15 protein-coding genes and 1 pseudogene are annotated in these 19677 nt (G+C 64.2%); 9 read left to right on the top strand and 7 right to left on the bottom strand.

Features of this window, described 5'->3' with window-relative positions; all coding sequences use genetic code 11:
• Positions 1–144 precede the first annotated feature (144 nt).
• The 4 genes and pseudogenes from IE266_RS12385 to IE266_RS12400 form a co-directional block, all read left to right on the top strand.
• Positions 145–1848, top strand: coding sequence for a hypothetical protein (locus tag IE266_RS12385; RefSeq protein WP_189680414.1), 1704 nt, complete (start codon positions 145–147; stop codon positions 1846–1848).
• Positions 1848–5168, top strand: coding sequence for a CdiA C-terminal domain-containing protein (locus tag IE266_RS12390; RefSeq protein WP_189680415.1), 3321 nt, complete (start codon positions 1848–1850; stop codon positions 5166–5168). The genes IE266_RS12385 and IE266_RS12390 overlap by 1 nt, the downstream gene beginning before the upstream one ends.
• A gap of 20 nt (positions 5169–5188) precedes the next feature.
• Positions 5189–5617 carry a hypothetical protein gene (locus IE266_RS12395; RefSeq protein ID WP_189680416.1) on the top strand — a complete coding sequence of 143 codons (429 nt, stop codon included), beginning with the start codon at positions 5189–5191 and terminating at the stop codon, positions 5615–5617.
• A gap of 358 nt (positions 5618–5975) precedes the next feature.
• A pseudogene (locus tag IE266_RS12400) lies at positions 5976–6784 on the top strand (IS5 family transposase); the annotation flags it as partial.
• A gap of 239 nt (positions 6785–7023) precedes the next feature.
• Here the strand turns inward: IE266_RS12400 and IE266_RS12405 are convergent.
• The 7 genes from IE266_RS12405 to arsB all read right to left on the bottom strand — a co-directional run bounded on the left by IE266_RS12405 (position 7024) and on the right by arsB (position 15273).
• Positions 7024–7926 (bottom strand): EamA family transporter, encoded by a 903-nt coding sequence (locus IE266_RS12405; protein WP_189680417.1) that lies wholly within the window; start codon positions 7924–7926, stop codon positions 7024–7026.
• 113 nt (positions 7927–8039) lie between these two features.
• Positions 8040–8663 carry an NAD(P)H:quinone oxidoreductase gene (gene wrbA / locus IE266_RS12410; RefSeq protein ID WP_189680418.1) on the bottom strand — a complete coding sequence of 208 codons (624 nt, stop codon included), beginning with the start codon at positions 8661–8663 and terminating at the stop codon, positions 8040–8042.
• Positions 8664–8770: 107 nt separating this feature from the next.
• The gene (locus IE266_RS12415; protein WP_189680419.1) at positions 8771–9658 is read right to left on the bottom strand and encodes a LysR family transcriptional regulator; all 888 of its coding nucleotides are present in this window, start codon (positions 9656–9658) and stop codon (positions 8771–8773) included.
• 166 nt (positions 9659–9824) lie between these two features.
• Positions 9825–11648, bottom strand: coding sequence for an ATP-dependent zinc metalloprotease FtsH (ftsH, locus tag IE266_RS12420; protein WP_189680420.1), 1824 nt, complete (start codon positions 11646–11648; stop codon positions 9825–9827).
• Between the two features lie 412 nt (positions 11649–12060).
• Entirely contained in the window at positions 12061–12252 is a 192-nt protein-coding gene (locus IE266_RS12425; RefSeq protein ID WP_189680421.1) for a hypothetical protein, read from the bottom strand.
• A 102-nt stretch (positions 12253–12354) separates the two neighbouring features.
• Positions 12355–14058, bottom strand: coding sequence for a calcium-binding protein (locus tag IE266_RS12430; protein WP_189680422.1), 1704 nt, complete (start codon positions 14056–14058; stop codon positions 12355–12357).
• 159 nt (positions 14059–14217) lie between these two features.
• Positions 14218–15273 (bottom strand): ACR3 family arsenite efflux transporter, encoded by a 1056-nt coding sequence (gene arsB / locus IE266_RS12435; protein ID WP_189680423.1) that lies wholly within the window; start codon positions 15271–15273, stop codon positions 14218–14220.
• A gap of 281 nt (positions 15274–15554) precedes the next feature.
• On the opposite strand from arsB, the gene IE266_RS12440 reads away from it, so the two are divergent.
• From IE266_RS12440 to IE266_RS12460, 5 genes are all read left to right on the top strand, one after another.
• The gene (locus tag IE266_RS12440) at positions 15555–16829 is read left to right on the top strand and encodes an MgtC/SapB family protein (RefSeq protein ID WP_189680424.1); all 1275 of its coding nucleotides are present in this window, start codon (positions 15555–15557) and stop codon (positions 16827–16829) included.
• Between the two features lie 110 nt (positions 16830–16939).
• Positions 16940–17884 (top strand): cytochrome P450 family protein, encoded by a 945-nt coding sequence (locus tag IE266_RS12445; RefSeq protein ID WP_189680425.1) that lies wholly within the window; start codon positions 16940–16942, stop codon positions 17882–17884.
• Entirely contained in the window at positions 17881–18156 is a 276-nt protein-coding gene (locus tag IE266_RS12450) for an acyl carrier protein (protein ID WP_189680426.1), read from the top strand. The genes IE266_RS12445 and IE266_RS12450 overlap by 4 nt, the downstream gene beginning before the upstream one ends.
• Positions 18149–19144 (top strand): hypothetical protein, encoded by a 996-nt coding sequence (locus IE266_RS12455; protein ID WP_189680427.1) that lies wholly within the window; start codon positions 18149–18151, stop codon positions 19142–19144. Before IE266_RS12450 ends, IE266_RS12455 begins: the two co-directional genes overlap by 8 nt.
• A 65-nt stretch (positions 19145–19209) precedes the next feature.
• Positions 19210–19677: a universal stress protein gene (locus IE266_RS12460; protein WP_189680428.1), complete on the top strand. Its 468-nt coding sequence runs from the start codon at positions 19210–19212 to the stop codon at positions 19675–19677.

Here is a 19677-nt window from a genome sequence, read left to right on the forward strand (position 1 = left end):
TGGCCTCCTTGCCTCAAAATTAGCGAAGAAGGCGTCCACGATACACGGGGCTATTCAACGGCAGGAGGACCGCCGCTGACCAGGGTATGCACCCGGCCGACCATGTGCTAACCTGTCCGGCATATTGAAGTTCAGTTTCGAGGCATGAATATGCCGGCAAAACCTGACTCACGGGCGGAAAAGGCTGCGCTCAAGACCGCGCTTTCGGAAGCCCGCGCCAAGCCGATCAGCTTTGCGGCGCTGATTACCAAGGATGGCATCGTTTTCCAGGCGGAGAAGAATAAGTCGGTAGATGCGATGAAGAAGGCCGCGCGTGGACAAGGCGGCGGCACCCGCGGCGCTTGGGGCAAAATGTCGTCGAGCGGCAGTTCCATCCTGTTAATTTGCGACGAGGAACCTGCGTCGAAGATCGAGCAGATCGTGCGCAAGCACTTTGCCGACCGAGGACATAGCGTGAAGGTCGAGGTCAGGCTCAAGACGGAGGAATATGCCGTCGAGGAACCCGAGGAGGTCACCGCGACTGAGACGCCGGAGCCAGAACCCGCGCCGGAGCCTGAGCCCGAACCTGAGTTGGGGCCCGAGCCGGAACTCGAACCGGAACTCGATACCTCGGGCCCGACGGAGGAGGAACCCGAAGAGGAGGCCGAGGATCCGGACGACCCAGATGACGAGGACGACCTTGCCGCGCAGACCGGGGATCTCGACCGGCTGCTCAAGGCAGCGCGGAAGAAGCAATATTTCTTCGCGCTGATGCTCGGCAAAGAGGCGCCGGTCCTCAAGGCGCACCGCCGCCGCAAGCCTGGAAAACTGATCCTTGCCGCGCGGCAGGAAGGCGCCGGACCGCGCGGCGGCTGGGGCCGAATGAACGTGGAGGGGCGAACGGTCGTCTTGACCTGCGAGGAGGCGCCGCCCAAGTCCCTGGCGCGGCAGGCGCGGCTGTTCCTGAGGAGTCAGGACCTGAAATACAAGGTCATCTGCCGGCTGCCGTCGGGCGAGGTGGTCGACAGTGACGACGACGAAGAGGAGATCTTGGCGGAGGCGCCCCAAGTGGCCGTCCCGCAGGAGCCGGGCACTCTCGAACCGGCCGGCAACAGGGAGCCACGGATTTCCGCAGCCCTGGCGGCGAAACTGGATAAGGCACGGCAGGTCGTCGCGCTGTTCGCGGACGCGCCGCAGGACGCGGCGCGACTGCAGGGCCTGCTGGATGCAGCGAACCAAGCGGCTTCGAGCGGCGACGAAGTGGCTGCAGCGCAGCAGTTTGCCGAGTTGGCGCAGCTGGCGCGTGAGACGCCCCGCACGCCGGCGGAAAGACGCGCGCGGTCCATCGGAGCGTTTGTCGATATGCGCGACGACATCAGCGAGACGGTTCGGCAGTTTGACTTTGCCGCCGGCTATCTCACCGAGCTCTGCCGCTCCGGGGTGGCTGCCTGCAACACCGGCGACTTCAATCTGGCCGACCGAAGGGCCGAGCAGGTGCGGCGCGGTCTGCAGGCGGCAAAAGCCGGGCCTCTGGACGAAGATCAGCTCGAAAGCATCGTGGCCGGACTGATGCCCAAAGCCGAGACTGCACCGGCAGAATTCGACCGCATCACCGCTTTCCTGAAACCAGTGCTGGAGTCGGACGATCCGCAGAAACAAGAAGTGGATCAGTCGGTGGACGCCTACCGGGACGCTGCCGCCCGACAGGATACGTCCGGGGTTCTGGCCGCCATCGGCGACCTGCGGCGCCATGAGGCGACCCTTAACGGCGTCGGCCACCAACTCGGCCAGGACGGCACGCTGCGCCAGCCACTTAAGCCCGACACATTCGCCCGTCTTTCGGCGCTGCTGTCGGCGGAGAAGGGATAGTGAGCGTCACCACCGTCAAGGTTCGCGTGGCACTGAAACCCGGAATGACGTGTCTCGAGGCCAAAGGGCAGGCCTACCTCAACTTTACGCCGCGATATACAGCGGCCTTCGTGAAAGAACTGATTGCCGCGATGCAGAAGGACGGCGCGACGGTGTCGATCCGCCGCGCCGACGGTACCGGGCTGGACGTGCCCTGGTCGACTCCCGTGCGTGATGCGCTCGACCTGCCGGACGACGCGACCTATGCCACGGTCCTGATCGACGTGCTGGACAGCGATCTTGCGGAACACAACAAGGCCGCCTCCGGCGATGGCGAAGCCGGCGGCGCCTCGATCAACCTGTCCAAACATCTGTCAGTTGTCGCATTGCAAGGTACTGGCGCGGGTGCAACCGCCGAGACCGAAGATGCAGCAGCCAAAGGTGACGGCGGCGGAAATACGGCGAAATACCACAGTTACCCCAAGGTGTTTACGGTGACAAAACCGATGAGCAACCTGGAGTTCAGCAATCTGGTCGATATGGGCCTCGGGATGACCGAGGAACAGGCCAATCGCGACAACGTCAAACCCGAGAACCGAGTGCAGCCGACAGATTTCGAGGTCACCCAGGAGATCCTGGACAGAGGCAATGGCGCCGGCCCCGGCAAGCTTGTCGTGCTGATCATTGACGAAAGTCGGCCGGTGATGGACGACGAGACGGTCGTGGATGCCGAGGAGTTCATAAAGGGTCTGCCGGAAGACCAACTGAAAGCGCTGAACGACAAGACCGATGCGCTCTTCAGGGAAAAGTCCGGCTACAAACCGGGCGAGAAGCTCGTAAAGGGCGATCCCCGCTTCGAGCAGATGGCCGCGGCCTGGTTGGAGTTCCGGCGTGAACTGGCCGATGTTCAGAATCAGGTCGCCGGTCTGCCGGAACGGCTGCGGGCCTTCCTGCCGATCGGCGAGGACGGCATTCCGCTGACCGCCGAGAACATCGGCGAGATCATGCGACTGGCCGACAAGCTCAAGGACGTGAGCGATGCTGAGTTGGCCGAATTCTGGGATCGCACGAATGCCAAGACCATGGACGTCACGAAGTTCGTGGACAGCGTCGAGCGCTATCTGGCCCGGTTGGAGGAGCGCAAGGAGGCAACTGACAAGCGAGAGGAGGCAGAGCGCGCACTCTACGGCAAGGAGGAGCTCTACAGGATCTGGGACCTCGCCAACGAAAAGAAGAGGCCGGAAGTCTACAGGGTCCGCAACGAACCGTTTCCGTCGCCGGAGAACGTCGCCTACAACAAAACCATCGACAAGGCGAAGGCAGACCTGCCGGCCCTGCTGGAAAAATACGGATATGCCAGCGAGGCGGCGTTCGCGGCTGAAGTCAAGGCCTATGCCAACAGCTTCCGCGACGAGGCAATTGCGATCGCGCAGGATTCACTCGACAAGCGGGACCACGAGATCTTCGATTTCCGCGACGAACATGTTTCGCCGGAGTCGACCAGCGGCATGTTCGACGCACTGGCCGAGGCTCGCGAATACCATGTCGCGCGTTCAATGGGCTGGGGCGACGAGGGTTTGGTCAAGGACCTGACCCCGTACATCGAGGAAGCCGCGCGCAAGGATCCGCATCTTGCAGCGCTTTTGGACTTTTTCCGTAAGGAGGACCCCAAAGGGGCCATCCCCGAGGAAGTGGTGGAACTGTTGGTCAAGGAAGACAATCTGACCGACTTCCGCGAAGAACTACAGGAAATGCTGGACGATCGCGACGAGGCGATCGACGAGATGCGCGGGAACTTGACCGAGAAGGACAAGATCTGGAGCCTGGACGCTGCCATGGGAGTAGCGCGTGCGCGCGCCGGGGTCGCAAACGACGGCTTGATGCTGGACGATATTCTGGACGAAGCCACGGACGAGGCGACCAAATGGGACTGGGTTGGCGAGGTCGCGCTGGGGGTCGCCGCCGTGATTGCCGGCCTGGTCTCGGGTGGCACCGGGACCGTCGCTATCCTGGCCGGGGCCGCAGCGCTGGGGCTGGGGGTCTATGGCGCTTGGGACACGATCGACGAATACAACGAGGACCAGGCGGCCTATCTCTCAGGTCTCGCCTCCTCGCGCCCGTCCATCGTCTGGGTGGTAATCAGCCTGGCCACGCTGCCGCTCGACGTGCTGGGCCTTGGTTCGGCGATCCGGGGCACGATCAAGGCCGGCGGCGCCATCGCCAAGGTTAGCAAAATTACCCATATCGCCGCGATACTCGATGAAGGCCACGACGTCGGCAAGGCGGTGCGCGGTTTCGACGACGCGGCCAAGACGGTCAAGACCGCCGAAGAGGCCGTTGATGAGGTCAAGAGGCTCGACGACATTCTGAAGAAGATTGAGGTCGAAGGCGTGCCCCTCCCGGACGAGCTGCGCCACGCCATCGTCAAGGGAGCAACGCAGCATCTGGACGAGGCGCTTGCGCTGGCCAAGCTTGCGCCCGAGCCGATGAATCTGGCGAAGGCCACATCGGGCGAGATCGCGGGCAAGATCGAATTCGCGGTGTTTCGCCAGAAGGCCCGTGGTACGGGCGACTTCAAGGCTTTCATGGAAAGCGCCGATGCCAAGGCGATCGTCGGCTCCGCGGACGACCTGAAGGCCAGCCCCGAGTCGCTGGCCAAGGTCAAGGAAGCCTACGCAGCCGCCGAGAAAGAGGCCGAATCGCTGATCGACACAGCGCGCGGGATGGGCCTGTCGGACGACGATCTGGAAGTGGCCATGGAATACTGGGCGCGGCATCCAGATATGACCCGCGATGAGCTTCTGTCAGGCGTAATCAAACCGATGTCGTCCTACGGCCCGCCGCTGAAATGGCCGAAAAGGACCAAGCCGACCGGGAAAAAAGGCGACGTACCGACTGGCAGGCGGCTGGAAGCGAAAGAAGGTGATTTGGCGGCGACGAAGCACGAGATACTTCGCGACAACGAATCCGCGGATGCTCTGGCCGACAGCGGTTACAAGGTCGAGTTGAATCCCGGCAAGCGACCGAATGGCAGGAAGCCCGACTACAAGATCGAAGGTGAATGGGCCGACAATCTGGCGCCAAAACCCAACACTGACCCGTTCAATATTTGCTCGCAGATTTCCAAAAAACTGGGGGCGAGCCGGGAGGCGATGGCGGTTGTTCCCGATCGGATCCAGGCGCAGCGCATCGTTCTCAACCTGAACGATTGGAAGGGCAGTATTGACGAGTTGCGCGAGGCCGCCCAGGCATGGAGGCTGAACAAGACCGGACCGACGCTCGAGCAGCTGGGTCTGGAAGAAATTCTAGTCGTCAAGGACGGTCTCGTCTTTCCGCTCTAGCAACAGACAAGGATTCACAAATGGCCTTGGAGATGAACGCCTATTTCGTGACCAACCTGTCGCTCGGCGATCTGCTGGCGCTGTTGGAGAAGTCCGGCGAATTCACCATCGAGGGCGATGCGGCCCATGGCCTTGGCGCGGTTGCCGTCTCCGACATCTGCTCCGAAGCCGATCAGGAAATGGTCGAGGCAAGCGCGGGGGTCGTGCCGACCGCCGAAATACAGATCCGCATTCAGGAGACCGAACCCGCCGGTGCGGATCGCCTGCTGCTCAAGCTGCTGGCCCGGATCATGTCCGAGCGCGACATGGATGGCGCGGTGATCTTTGGCAGTGGTGGCGTGGCCTTTACCCGGCAGGGCCGCGAATTCTTTGTCTCGCCAGATATCGAGGGCACCATTGGCCATGGCGATTTCATGCTGCCGACCGTGATACACACCAAGACATTCTAGCGCTTTACGGCGCGCCTCCACCGCACCGCTGTGATAGAGAGGTCACCGGATGCAGCGCGGGAAGCGGGCATCTGCGCCGCGGTCGGCAATGGCATCGCGGCGTTTGCGAGTATCTTAGGTGCCGTCGGCGCTGACGTTGCCGATCCGCCCGTGGGCAGGGATCTGATCGAGCAGGTCGGGCTCTTGATCCGCATCGGCATTCGACGATCGCTCACCCAATCGCTTCAGCGAGTTGTACAGCGAGTAGGTGCTCTCCCCAAATGGTGCGAGACCTCAGAAACTAGGGTCAGGACCCATTAATCGGCTTTAGGAAGTGTGGGCCGCGTGATTCAAACCCCTGAGCTTTTTGGGGGTGGTGATGAGCAACTTGTTTTGGTTGACCGACGATCAGATGGAGAGGCTTCGGCCCTTTTTTCCGAGGGCGAGGAAGATCAGAAATCGATCCGGTGGATCGGTTTCCTGACGAACGGGCAAGCCGCGTGTGGATGACCGGCGTGTTCTGAGTGGTATTATCTTCATCAATCGCAATGGGTTGCGGTGGTGTGATGCGCCTAGGGAGTATGGGCCGCCGAAGACGCTCTACAACCGATGGAAGCGTTGGGGCGACATGGGGGTCTTCGCGCGGATGATGGAGTGGCTGACCTCTGAAGGCACCGAGCAGAAGACGGTAATGATCGACGCGACGTATCTGAAAGCGCATCGCACGGCCTCGAGCCTGCGGGCGAAAAAGGGGGATCTGACGACCAGCGCGGTCGCCTGATCGGGCGGACGAAGGGCGGGCTGAACACCAAGCTGCACGCCGTCACGGATGCGGTGGGGCGCCCGCTGCGGTTCTTCATGACGGCGGGCCAGGTCAGCGACTACACCGGCGCACTCGCCCTGCTGCGTAGTCTTCCGGAGGCCGAATGGCTGATTGCCGACCGGGGCTATGATGCGGACTGGTTCAGGGAGGCCTTGAAAGACAAGGGGATACGCCCTTGCATCCCAGGAAGAAAGTCCCGCGGCAAGGCCATCCGCTACGACAAGCGGAAATACAAACGGCGCAATCGCATCGAGATCATGTTCGGCCGTTTGAAGGATTGGCGTCGCGTGGCCACACGCTACGACAGATGCGCGAAGACATTCCTCTCCGCCATCGCGCTCGCCGCAACCGTCATCTTCTGGCTTGGACGATCAATGAGTCTGGAGCCTAGAAGCCTTTCGAGGTCCGATGGAGAGCCTTCGGTCAGAAGTCCGGCAGTTGGCAAGTTTATGCGTTCCGCGACATGGCGGTCTTCCCAATTGACGTCGGTGAAACTGGAGCAAACAATGCTGTCGAGAAGGTTCGACGTCAGGGCCCTGCCCTCCGCCACTTGCACCTGCAAAACCGTTCTCCCGAAGCGCTACAGGCCCGACTTGCATCTGTTTCAGAAAGCCCTGCGGGACCGCGGCAATCCCGTCGGCCGGGCGACTGCTGCAGCGCCAAGGCGGTTAGCGCGTTGGCCTCCGTAGACAGATCCCAGGACGATCGCTGCGCCAATTCCTTGTAGCAGCGAAAGCGATTGATCCAGAACCACCCAGCCCAGGAGCACGGCGGTCACTGGGCTCATCATGCCGAGCATCGACACCGCTCCCGGTTCGATCCGGGCCACGCCACGGAACCAGAGCGCGTAGGTCACTGCCGCGCCGATGAGACCGAGCCAAGTCAGCCCTGCAAGATTGGTCATCGTGAGAGGCGGCAAGGCGGGTTCGACGATCAGCGCGAGTGGCAGCAGGATCAAGCCGCCTGCACTCAGCTGCCAGGCGGTGAAGCCGAGCGCCGACACCGGCGGCTGCCATTTCCGGCTGAGCACTGTGCCCGCCGCCATCGAGGCAGCGCCACCAAGCCCCGCGGCGATACCCACCGGGTCCAGCGCCGCGTCGGGGCCAATCAGCAAGAGCGCCACGCCCAGGACGCCTGCCGCCGCGAAGACGACCGCTCCGGTTCGGATCGGCGTGCCAAGCCAGCCGCGCGCCATCAGGATCACCATCATGGCCTGGAGTGCCCCCAGCGTGGCCGCCACGCCGCCGGGAAGCCTGTAGGCGGCGACGAACAGCAGCACCCAGAACAGCGCGAAGTTCAGGCTGCCGAGCAGGAAGACGCGCCCCAGCCAGGTGCGGGGAGGCAGGCAGCGGGTGAGCGCGAGGAGCAGCAGCCCGGCCGGTAAGGCGCGCAGCGCCGCCAGGGTGATGGGATAGCCGGCGGGCAGCGTCTCGGTCGTGACGAGATAGGTGCTTCCCCAGATCGCTGGGGCAAGCGCCGTGAGAAGGATGTCAGTTGTGCGGGACATGTGATGTGTCTCCTGTCAGCGCCCGTCAGAGCGGGTGGAGGCCCGCGGATGCGCAGAGAATGCGCACCCGCGGGCCGGGGCATCGTGAAACACCGCGATGCGATGGCAGGCCATCACGCGGCTTCCTCGGCCCGGTCGATGCGCGCCAGTCGCGCGGCTATCCTGGCCACATGCGCGCCCTGGAACCGTGCCCCGGCGAGGTCCGTCTCGGTGGGGGCACGCGACCCGTCGGCGCCGGCGATGGTGCCGGCCCCGTATGGGGCGCCACCGACGATCCGCTCGGCCGAGGTCTGGCCGGCAAAGGTGTAGGGCATCCCCGCGATCAGCATCCCGAAGTGCTGCAACGGGATCTGCGTCGACAGCAACGTCGCCTCGTGGCCGCCATGCTGCGAGCCGGTGGAGGCGAAGACCGCCGCGACCTTGCCCACCAGGGCGTTGCGGGCCCAGAGCCCGCCGGCCTGGTCGAGGAAAGACTTCATCTGCCCGGCCATCATGCCGAAGAGTGTCGGCGTGCCGAAGATGATGGCGTCGTAGGCTTCCATGTCGGCCGGCGCCGCCAGGGGCGTGTCGTCCGTCATGAACCCGGCCTTCTGCCGGATGTCTTCGGGCACGGTTTCTGGCACGCGGCGCAGGTCGACTTGCGTGCCGGGCACGCTGCGGACGCCTTCGGCCTCGGCCTGCGCAAGCGCGCGCACGTGGCCGTAGCTGGAGTAGTAGAGAACAAGAACTCGGGTCATGGGATCCTCTCGAAGTGTGGGGTTTCATTGCCCGTGAGGATCGCGGATTGGCCGGACCGGAATAACCGGCCGGCTCTCACTTCATTCTTTACTCCGGTTGAAGAATGCTAGGGTCGCAGGGCGGCCCGGAGGTGGTCGAGGAAGATCGTGACCTTCGCATCCATGCCCAGCCGCGACCCCGTGACGGCGAAGATGTCCGGCGCGGGAAGTTCCCAGTCCGGCAGGACGCGCACCAGCTCGCCCCGTGTCTCGGGGTCCTTCGAGACGAAATCCGGCAAAGTTCCGATGCCCTGGCCCGCAAGCAGCAGATCGCGCAGGACAAGGCTGTTGCCGACGCGAACGGGCGGATCGAGGTCGACGGTAATCGTTCCCGTGGGACCATGCAGCGTCCACGACGTCAGGTGGTCGGCCAGCATGAAGCCGATGACCCTGTGCCCTGCGATATCGCCGGGTGCCCGCGGAACACCGGCCGCTTCCAGGTAGGCGGGCGCGGCAAAGATGCGCTGCTTGATGGTGCCGATCCTGCGCGCGACCAGGGCAGAGTCGGGCATCGTCGGCCTGATGCGGATCGAAACATCGAACCCGCCCTCGACCATGTCGATCACCCGGTCGTCCATCGACAGCGTAAGCCGCAAGTCCGGGTATGCCTCGAGAAACGCGGGCAGCATCGGGGCGATCACGGTCTGCCCGAAGGAACTGGATGCGTTCACCTTCAGGTGCCCCCGCACTGCCCCCGCGCCCTCGCGGATGCTCCTTTCCAGACCGGTCACGGCATCGAGGATGCCGATCGCCTCTTCGTAGTAGCGCTGGCCGGCTTCGGTGAGCGACATGGAGCGCGTCGTGCGCGTCAGAAGCGTCGTCCCGAGGCTCTCCTCCAGCAGCTTGATCTCGCGGCTGACGAGCGCGGGAGAGACGCCAAGATCTTCGGCCGCGCGCGCAAAGCTGCCGCGCTCGACGATGCGGCGAAAGGCTTGCATGACGGAGAGCTTGTCCATCTCGGAAGGCACTCGAACAGGTTGGCTGGCAATCCGGTCCGGAGCGCCTCCCCTTCGCGTAGCACATAGTTGGAGATGCGGCGAAGGACTTTGACCGCGATCGCTCTACGCCTGCAAGGTCATCCTCCCAGTATGAACACGACCGGTGACGCGCGTCCCGTATCGATCAAACCCGTGCGTTCGCGGCGATGGCCGCGCGCCCGGGGCGCAGGGCCGGGAAGTCGTCGGGCGTCAGGGTCTCGCGTTGCATCAGCAGGTTGGTGCCGGCTGTCAGATCATCCCGGTGTGCACTCAGGAGTGCCTTGGCGGATGCAAAGGCTTCCTCGATCAGATCGCGTACCGCCAGGTCTACTTCACGGGCGGTTTCCTCGGAGTAATCGCTCACCGTATCCCCCTGCCCTGCACCGAGCCATTGCAGCCGCTGCGTCTCGAGCACCGCCTGACCTACCGTCTCGCTCATACCGAAACGGGTCACGCAATCGCGGGCAATGTCGGTTGCCTTGGCCAGATCGTCCGACGCCCCTGTCGACACCACCCCGAATTCGAGCGCTTCGGCAGCGCGGCCGGCCATCAATACGGTCATGCGGTCCTTCAACTCGTCGAAGGTGATGAGAAAGCGATCCTCCGTCGGACGCTGGAGCGTATAGCCGAGCGCACCGATTGAGCGCGGAATGATCGAGACCTTGTGGACCGGATCGGCGCCCGGCAGGTTCGCCGCCGCAAGGGCGTGACCCATTTCATGCACCGCCACGCGATGGCGTTCCTTCTCACCCAGAACGCGGGTCCGTCGTTCAGTGCCGGCCACGATCCGCTCGACCGCGGCGGTCAGGTCCTGCGTGTCCACCGCCTTGGCCCCGCGACGGGTGGCGGTTATCGCCGCTTCGTTCACCACGTTCGCAAGATCCGCGCCGGTCATGCCAGCGGTGATGCCCGCGATCTCGGCAAGCCGGACGCCATCGGCGAGTTTCACCTTGCGCACATGAACGGCCAGGATGGCCTCGCGCCCGGTCCTATCGGGTCTGTCCACCACGATTTGCCGGTCGAAACGGCCCGAGCGAAGCAGCGCCGGGTCGAGGATCTCGGGCCGGTTGGTGGCACCGAGAAGAACAACGCCGACGCTCGGGTCGAAGCCGTCGAGTTCCGCCAGCAACTGGTTCAGCGTCTGCTCCTTTTCGTCAGCCCCGCCGAGGCCTCCCATCGCGGTCCTTGCCCGCCCGAGGGCGTCCAGTTCGTCGATGAAGATGATGCAGGGCGCCGCCTTGCGGGCCTGTTCGAAAAGATCCCGGACGCGCGCGGCCCCGACACCTACGAACATCTCAACGAATTCCGATCCTGAGATCGAGAAGAACGGTACCCCGGCCTCGCCGGCAATGGCTCGGGCGAGGAGCGTCTTGCCCGTCCCCGGAGGCCCGACCAGGAGGATTCCCTTGGGAATACGCGCCCCAAGCCGGCTGTAACGATCCCGGTCGTTCAGGAACGAGACGACCTCCTGCAATTCCGCCTTCGCCTCGTCCACCCCGGCGACGTCGTCGAAGGTGACGCCGGTATCCTTCTCGACATAGAGCTTGGCGCGGGACTTGCCGATGCTGACCAGGCCACCCATTCCCTGCCGTTCGGCAAAACGGCGGAAGACAAAGGCCCAGACGGCGAGGAAAAACAGCGTCGGCAGAATCCATGACAGCAGCGAGGTGAGCCAGTTGCTGTCAGAGGCGCCATCGAACCTCACCCCGGCCTTATCGAGCTCGGCGGCGAAACCTGGTTCGACCCGCAAGGTCACGAAATAGGGCTTGCCCTCTTCCGGCTGCTTGTAGGCGCCCTCGATGCGGCCTTCGGTGACCGTGACATGGGCGATCTTGCCGTCCCGCAGGTTTTCGAGAAACGTGCTGTAATCGATCGTCGCGACGGTGCGCAGGGCAACGACGTATTGGAACCCCAGAACGATCAGGAAGGCGAATATTGCAAAGGCGATATTGGCTTTGTGCTTGTCCATCCGAGTCCCGCTGTTTCGTGTTTCCTGATGCTCGGAGTACGTTTTCACCTGCCGTCGCGCGGCGACATGATCTCGGTCAAGATATCTGGCCGCGAGCCAAGTCCCTGCTGGCTTTTCGGCCGTGGGGCAAATGGTGGCAGATGTTCACCGGATGAATGGACCGACCCGGTGCAAGTCAACGCAATTGAACCTTCTTGACCGAGACGTTGCGCATTTGGACCGTGAAGCCACCGCTGGGCGGCAGGCGGCCGCTTGGGTGCGTCATGTGCTGCGACGTGCCGGGCTTGACTTTGCAACACCAGCTTCGGACAGGGATTCCGAAGCGCTGCCGCTCTCATCCGAGGTTCATTCAATTGAAATTGCCCCGAAGCAGCGCCCTTGCGCGCTTGCTGCTTCGGGGCCGTTGCCCGGGTCAGTCGCTCAGGACGCCGACGCCTGCGCCGACGATGGCGCCGGCCACGCAGTGGCCGTCGACCAGGATCTCACCGGCCGCGCAGCCGATGGCAGCGCCGACGGCGGCGCGTTCGAGGTCGGAGTCGAGGCCGAGGCAGCCGGAAAGCCCGAATGCCGAGCAGGCCACCAATACAGTCGCCAGTCTTCGCATGTTCAATTCTCCTTCAATGCGACAGGGGTGATGCGTCAAACCACGCGGGAACAAGGTGAAACGGCAGGGGCAATCTGCGGCCCCTGCCCTGACATGTTGTGCTTAGAGGACGAACCAGTCGGCCTCGACCGCGGCGTCGCCGGTGAAATCGATCACGAAATCGGCCAGGCCATCGCCGTCGACATCGCCCTCGACCCGCTGCGTCCCGCCAAGGTCGATGGCGCGAAGCTCGCCGGCGGTGCCGGTGAAATCGACGTAACCGACAAAGGCGAAGGCATCGTCGGCCTCGGTCGAGGTGTCGGCATCAATCCGCACCAGCTTGACGAGATCGAGTTCGCTGCGCGCGAAATCGGTGATGGTGTCGACGTGCCGGGCGTCGGCCCGCAGGAACACGAAGACATCTGCCCCCTCGCCGCCGGTCATCAGGTCGCTACCCCACCCGCCCGTCAGGCGATCATTGCCATTCCCGCCGTCGAGGGCATCGTCACCGCCGCCGCCGTTCAGAACGTCATCGCCATTGCCGCCGAACAATTGGTCGTTGCCAGCGCCGCGCAACAGGACGTCGTTGCCCAGCCCGCCGCGCAGAATGTCGTCGCCGTTGCCGCCTTCGAGCCTGTCGTTGTCTTCGTTGCCGAGCAGGATGTCGTTGCCGTCTCCGCCATCGAGGAAATCGTCGCCTTCGTTGCCGAAGATCACGTCGTCACCGCCCCAGGAGGCGATGTAATCGCCGAAGGAACTGCCGAAGATGACATCATCGGTCGAAGCCGGGGCCGAAACCTCGGTGGTTCCGATAGATTCATGCATCGTGTAGATGACCTGGCGGGCATCTTCCACGGCCTGCGCCCAGTCGTTGAGACCTGCGGCAGAGCCTTCGGCCAGTTCCAGGCTCAGCCCGTCGGCCGAGAGCTTCGTGTATTGGTCGACCCAGCCGACACCAGTGCCCACGTCGTTGACCCCGTCGCCGTTGCGGTCCTTGCCCCAGATCAGGTCCAGAAGCGTGCGTTGCACCGCCTCCAGGTCAGAGGGGTCGCCGTCCATGTCCTGGTACCACTGCACCCAGACATCGCCATAGGTCGCGACGCGATCATAGTCGAAGGTCTCGTTGGTCCCGTCGGTGAAGCCATAGTGGCTGATCGTCTGCGTATCGCCCGAGCCGGTGACTTCGTTGACGCCCATCAGCGTGTGCGCGGTCACCACTGCATCGAGGCTGACCGGGACGAACTTCGAGAAGACCCCTGCCAGCAGCCCGGTCGGATTCCAGCCCGAGGCCATCAGGTCGAGGATGGGGTCTGGCACGACGCCCGTGACATTGGCCTGCGCATCGGTCCAACTGGTGGCGCCGCCGGCCTGCATGATAAGCTTGTAGAGCGCGAGGTTTTCGCGCGGCGAGTCGATGAGGACGCCATCGACCCGGATGCGGCCCGAAGGATCGGCGTCGATCACGGTGCCCGCGGCGATCTTGGCCAGGGCCTCGGTCAGCGCGCTTTCCACCACCTGATCGGGCGAACGCATGATGTTGGCGCGTTCGAGGTCGATTTCCTGGACATAGGGCAGCAGTTCGGCCGGAACCTCGAAGTCGCCCGGCGCGATTTCTACCAGGTGGATGGGGAAGGTTTCGTCGGCAACCGGGTCATAGCCGATGGGTACGATCTGCCCGTTCTCGTCAAGGATCGGTTCGCCGTTGCCGCCGCCGTCGGTCGGGTCGAGATCCCGGGCGACCACCCAGAGATCGCCGAAAAGATCGCCGCTACCACTTCCGCCACCGCTACCGCTGCCGCTGTCAGCATTTGTTACCACGTCTGCCATATTTCCCCTCCCAATCGGTGAAGCATGGACGCAAACTCGCGTCTCGTTGCTGACCGTAGCCGGTCGCCGGAGCGGAACATTGATTCATATCAAATTTGGAATATGAGTCTTTACTGCGGGACAAACCGGTGAATCACGCGCCTTCGTGCGGTCATCCGATCATCGGGGAAATGGCTGCCGCGGTTCCGGCGGCAGCTGAGCGTCAGGTTCGGGAAACTTCGCACGTGTGCGGTTGGCAAAGGCCACCAGCGTCAGCATAACCGGCACCTCGACCAGCACGCCCACGACGGTCGCCAGCGCCGCGCCGGAGTTCAGGCCGAAGAGGCTGATGGCGACAGCCACAGCCAGTTCGAAGAAGTTCGACGTCCCGATCAGCGCGCAGGGCGCGGCGATCCGGTGCGGCACCTTCAGCGCGAAGGCGGCGCCGTAGGCCAGCGCGAAGATGCCGTAGCTCTGGATGACGATGGGCACGGCGATCAGCAGGATCACCGCCGGCTTGGCGAGGATCGTCTCGCCCTGGAGGCCGAAGAGGATCACCACCGTGGCGATCAGCCCGACGACCGACCAGGGCTTTACCCGCGCCGAGAAGGCGGCGATCTCCGCCTTCGACCCCAGCCTGCGGCGCGTCACCATCCCGGCGGCAAGCGGCAGCACGACGTAGAGCACGGTGGACAGCACCAGCGTCTCCCACGGCACCGAGAGATCCGTCACGCCGAGAAGGAAGGCGACGATAGGCGCGAAGGCCACCACCATGATGAGGTCGTTCACCGAGACCTGCACCAGCGTGTAGGTGGCGTCGCCCCGGGTCAGCTGCGACCAGACGAAGACCATCGCCGTGCAGGGCGCGGCACCCAGCAGGATCAGCCCGGCGGTATATTGCGCCGCATCCTCGGGCGAGATCAGCGGAGCGAAGACGTGGTCGAAGAAAAGCACCGCCAGCAGCGCCATGGTGAAGGGTTTGATTAGCCAGTTGACCACCAGCGTGACAATCAGCCCCTTGGGCTGGCGCGCGACGCCTGCCACGGCCCGGAAATCGACACCCACCATCATGGGATAGACCATCGCCCAGATCAGCACCGCCACGACGAGGTTGACGCTCGCCACCTCGGTGGCGGCGATCAACTGCATCAGGCCGGGTGCAACCTGCCCGATCAGGATTCCCCCGACGATGGCGAGGCCGACCCAGACGGTCAGGTAGCGTTCGAAGATGCTCATGCTGAGTCCCTGTTTTTCGTTGGACCGGACGCCGGAAAGCAGAATCGTTCCGTGCGATCTATGTTTCACCGATGGACGCGGATTGCGGAACCCTGCTTCTCGTCAAGGTCTGTCCGACGCGCTCTCGATGCAATTCATTAGCAAAACATGGCGCTTGCGGATTGATTCAGGTCATTGCCGGTTTGCAGTTCGCCATGACAATCTTTCCTGACAGGACAATACCAAGCGCAGCTTCCGATTCAGCCGATTTGGGGCGGTTCGCGATCGGAGAGACGTGGCACATGGATCTGAACAGCGAAGGTCTGGCATTCCACATCGCCTTGGCGCTCGCCATCGGGTTGCTGGTCGGGCTGGAGCGCGGCTGGCGCGAGCGCGATGCGCCGGAAGGTAGCCGCACCGCCGGTTTCCGCACCTTCGGCCTGACAGGCCTGTTCGGTGGTCTGGCGGCAGCGCTGTCGCAATCGTTTGGCGGTGGCCTTGTTCTCTCCGCATGCCTTTTCGCCTTCGCCGGAGTGTTCGGGGCCTTCAAGCTGCGCGAGGCGATCCATGACGGCGATTTCAGCGTGACCACGGCAATTGCGGCGCTGGCGGTCTTTGCGCTGGGCGCTATGGCCGTCGTTGGAGATTACCGCATCGCCGCCGCATCGGGGGCCACGGTCGCCGCGCTGCTGGCTAGCAAGACGGCATTGCACGGTTTCCTTCGCCACCTGTCTTGGGTCGAAGTCCGCTCGGCCGTGCTGCTGGGCGCGATGACGATGATCGGCCTGTCGCTCCTGCCCAACAAGGCGGTCGACCCCTGGGGCGGGTTCAACCCGTGGGAGATCTGGTTCCTGACAGTGCTCACGGCCACGATCTCCTATGCCGGATACATCGCCGTCCGCCTGTTGGGGTCGGTGCGCGGCATGGTCGTAAGCGGGCTTGCCGGCGGGCTGGTCTCGTCTACCGCGACGGTTGTTGCGCTCGCGCGTGCGGCGGCGGACGGGCAGTATGTGACCGAGCGCGCCGGGGCGGCATCTCTCGCCTGCATGGTCTCGCTGCTCCGGGTGATGGCGCTGACGGCCCTTCTCGGGGTCAGCGTCCTGCCCGAGGTGCTGCCGGCCCTGCTTCCGGCCGCCGCCGTGCTCGGGATGATCGGCGCGGTCCTCCTTGCCAAGGCACGCCCGGTCCAAGGGCAGCCAGGACCGGCGGGGAACCCGTTCGAGTTTGGCCCGCTCCTGCTGTTTGCCGCCTTCTTTGGCCTTGTTTCAACCGCCGGGGCCGCGCTCTCCGACCAGTTCGGCAGCACCAGCGCGGTGGCCGCCTCGGTCTTCGCGGGACTGTTCGACGTCGATGTCGCGACCCTGACCTCGCTGCGGCTGGTGGACCACGGGGTTTCCGTGACCATGGCTGCCGGGGCGGTATGCGCGGCGGCCGGGCTGAACGCCCTGGCCCGGCTGGTGCTGGCCGCGGTCCTCGGACCTGCGCGCTTCTGGCTGCCGCTTGGTGCAGCGACGCTGGCGGCTTTCGGTGCCGGGCTGGCCGGTTTCCTGGCCTGGCAGGGGTTCGCACTGGTCTGAACGCCGCGAAATCAATCGCGGTCCGAACGCGCGAACATGCCAATCGCCGACACAGATTGCGCCGTACAAGAGGCGGTGATAGCGTCCGCATGTATTTGAAATGAAGCGATATGAACCCTGTGATACCCGATACGCCGACCGATATCCTCAAGGCTCGCGACCTGGATGTCGTTCCCTACGCCGCGCGTGTCGCCGGTCTGTCGGAGCGGCTGGGAATTGACCTTTCAGTGACAGTCGACGCACTGAACGCCATTCCGCTCTGCCTGCCCCGCGACCGGCACGCCGAGGCCCGGCGCGACATCGCCGCGATGATTGCAGGCCGGAACGAGGTGCTGCGCGCCGAGCTTCCCCATATCGTCCGTCGGCACTTCGCCCGGCTGACCGAGACGGGGCGGGTCGAGGTGATGCGGGAGGCGGTCGCTCCCGCGGTGGCCGAGTTGATTTCGCTCCTGGTCGGCATGCCGATCGGCGTCGAGGACACCAACCACGTCAGCCGCATCTTCAGCCAGTCAATGGGGGTGGCGCGGCGCAAGACGCTGGAAGCGGAACTGGGCCGGCTGAACGCGCAGCTGCGCGCGACCTTCCCGTCGAGCAGCGCACGCGAGCTGGGGCTCAAGCTGTCGCTGATGATCCTCGGGCGCGATGCGATGATGGGCACCTTCGGCTGTTCGCTGGCGGCCATGGCGCAGGCGGCGGAAGCCGGCTGGAACAGCCTCGACTGGCCCGACCTGCCGCCGCGCACCGGCGTGCCCTATATCGACCGGGTCGCCAATGCGGATGTGATGATTGGCGAACAACCAGTGGCCAAGGGTCAACCGGTGCGGGCGCATCTGGCCGATTTCGAGGCCTCTGATGATCCGCGTCTGCGCCTCTCCTTCTTCGGGGCCGGCGCGCATCTGTGCCTTGGCCGGGCACTGGCGATGGACAGCTGGCGCGCGCTGGGACGGTTCCTGACCGACAGTTCTGCCCGGCCAAAGGTCTTGACCTTCGAGCTGCGCCGCGATGACGTGTTCAATATTCCGGGAACTTTCGAAATCGAGGTGTCGAAGCAATGAAATCCGTCCGTTCCGTAGTTATCGACGCGTTGGATTCGACCATCGGCATCCGCAGCAACCCGGTGTTCTTCGATGCCCTGACCGAGGGGCGCGACATCGAACTTGTCGCGCTGGAAGTGGACAGCCTTACCCGCTTCGAGACGCTCATGCAGATCGAGGAGGCGCTGGACATCGAAATCGACGACGATGAGATGATGGCGCAGGAAACACTCGATGGATTGATCCGATATGTGGAGGCTCTGGCCGGTCGAACGGCAGAAGTTGATGCCTGACTCCCCTGGCCCAGAGGCGCCAGAAACTCTGATCGCGGCGTTCTTCGCCGCGCGCGGGCGCCGGGTCGATGTTGCCGTCAATCAGATGCAGGCCCGTTTTGCTCCGCGCGAGATGGCGGCTTTTGCCCGCCTGCTGGCCGAGAGCAATCACCCGCGACGCGCGGAATTTCTGGACATGCGGTTTCTGACCGACCTGCCCGGCGAGGACGCGCTACAGCCATTTCATCGCCAGCCGATCAGTGAGAACGTGAGTTTCTACAGCGACGGGGCCGCACCGGCGGACAAGACGCTGCTGATCTGCTTTGCCGGGCTGGGCGGACGTCTCGGGGTACCGACCCCGAACTTCCTGCAGCATCTCGATGCGCGGCGCTTCGATGTACTCCTGCTGCGGGATCCGCAGAAAAGCCGGTTCCGCTTCGGCGTCGACGATCTGGCGGCGCATTTCTTCGGCCTGATCGAGGTCATCCGGGAGAGGTTTCGGCCGCAGACCTACCGTCGCGTGGTGACCTACGGCAATTCCATGGGGGGCACGGCCGCCCTGCGGGCAGGTCTGTTCCTCGCGGCGGAACGCGCCATCGCGGTCGGTGCGCGAGACAGCAACGACCCGGTGATGCTGCTGCTCGGGCGCCACCCGGGACCGGCCTTCGATCCGATCTGCGATTGTCTCTCGGAACGGCCCCTGGCCGGGCTGATCGTCTATCCGGGCGGCTGCGAGGCCGATGCCGAGGGGGCCCGCAAGCTCCGGGCCAGAGGTGCGGGCAGGATCGTGGTTGTGCCCAGGCTGGAACTGCACAACGTCGCGGCGCATTTCTGGAACCGGGGCGAACTGGGCGGGTACCTGGCCCATCTGATCGACGCGCCCCTACCGGGCCCGCGTCATGATCCCGGTCCGGACGCGATCTTGCGGAGGCGGTTCTTCCTGCCCTCGCTGAAGAGGATTATGGCGCTTGAGCGAACCGACGGAGCGGGTGCCCGTCACAGCGATTAATCCCAAATCCGGCCCGGAATATGCTAGGATAAGTATTGAGATACAGCATCATATAGGAGGCAGTCATGTATCGCACCGTCCTGTTGGCGTATGACGGTTCTCTCGAAGGACGCCTGGCCCTGCGCGAAGGGGCGCGGTTGGCCCAGGTCTGCGGGTCGCGGGTCGTCCTGGTGGCCGTGATGGAACCGACGCCCGAGTTCGTCGTCGGCGATGGCGGCTCGGTCTATATCCCGCCGGACCGGACCACCGAAGTGCAGGCGATCCTCGACGAAGGCCTGGCGCGGTTGGTGCGGATGGGCCTTGTACCCGAGGCGCGGCTGGAGACCGGGCACCCGGCGGACCGGATCAGCCACCTTGCCAAGGAGGTCGGGGCCGACCTCGTGGTTGTCGGACACCACAAGCAGGGTCCTATGGCGCGTTGGCTGCTGGGGTCGGTGACAGCAACCCTGAGCGACAAGCTGACTTGCAGCCTGCTGGTCGGGCGGCTGGAAATCTCGGACGAGGAACTGTTCGGCAGCAGCACCAAGGATTGA

It is taken from the genome of Seohaeicola zhoushanensis, from assembly GCF_014656415.1.
In the GTDB taxonomy this organism is placed as follows: domain Bacteria; phylum Pseudomonadota; class Alphaproteobacteria; order Rhodobacterales; family Rhodobacteraceae; genus Seohaeicola_A; species Seohaeicola_A zhoushanensis.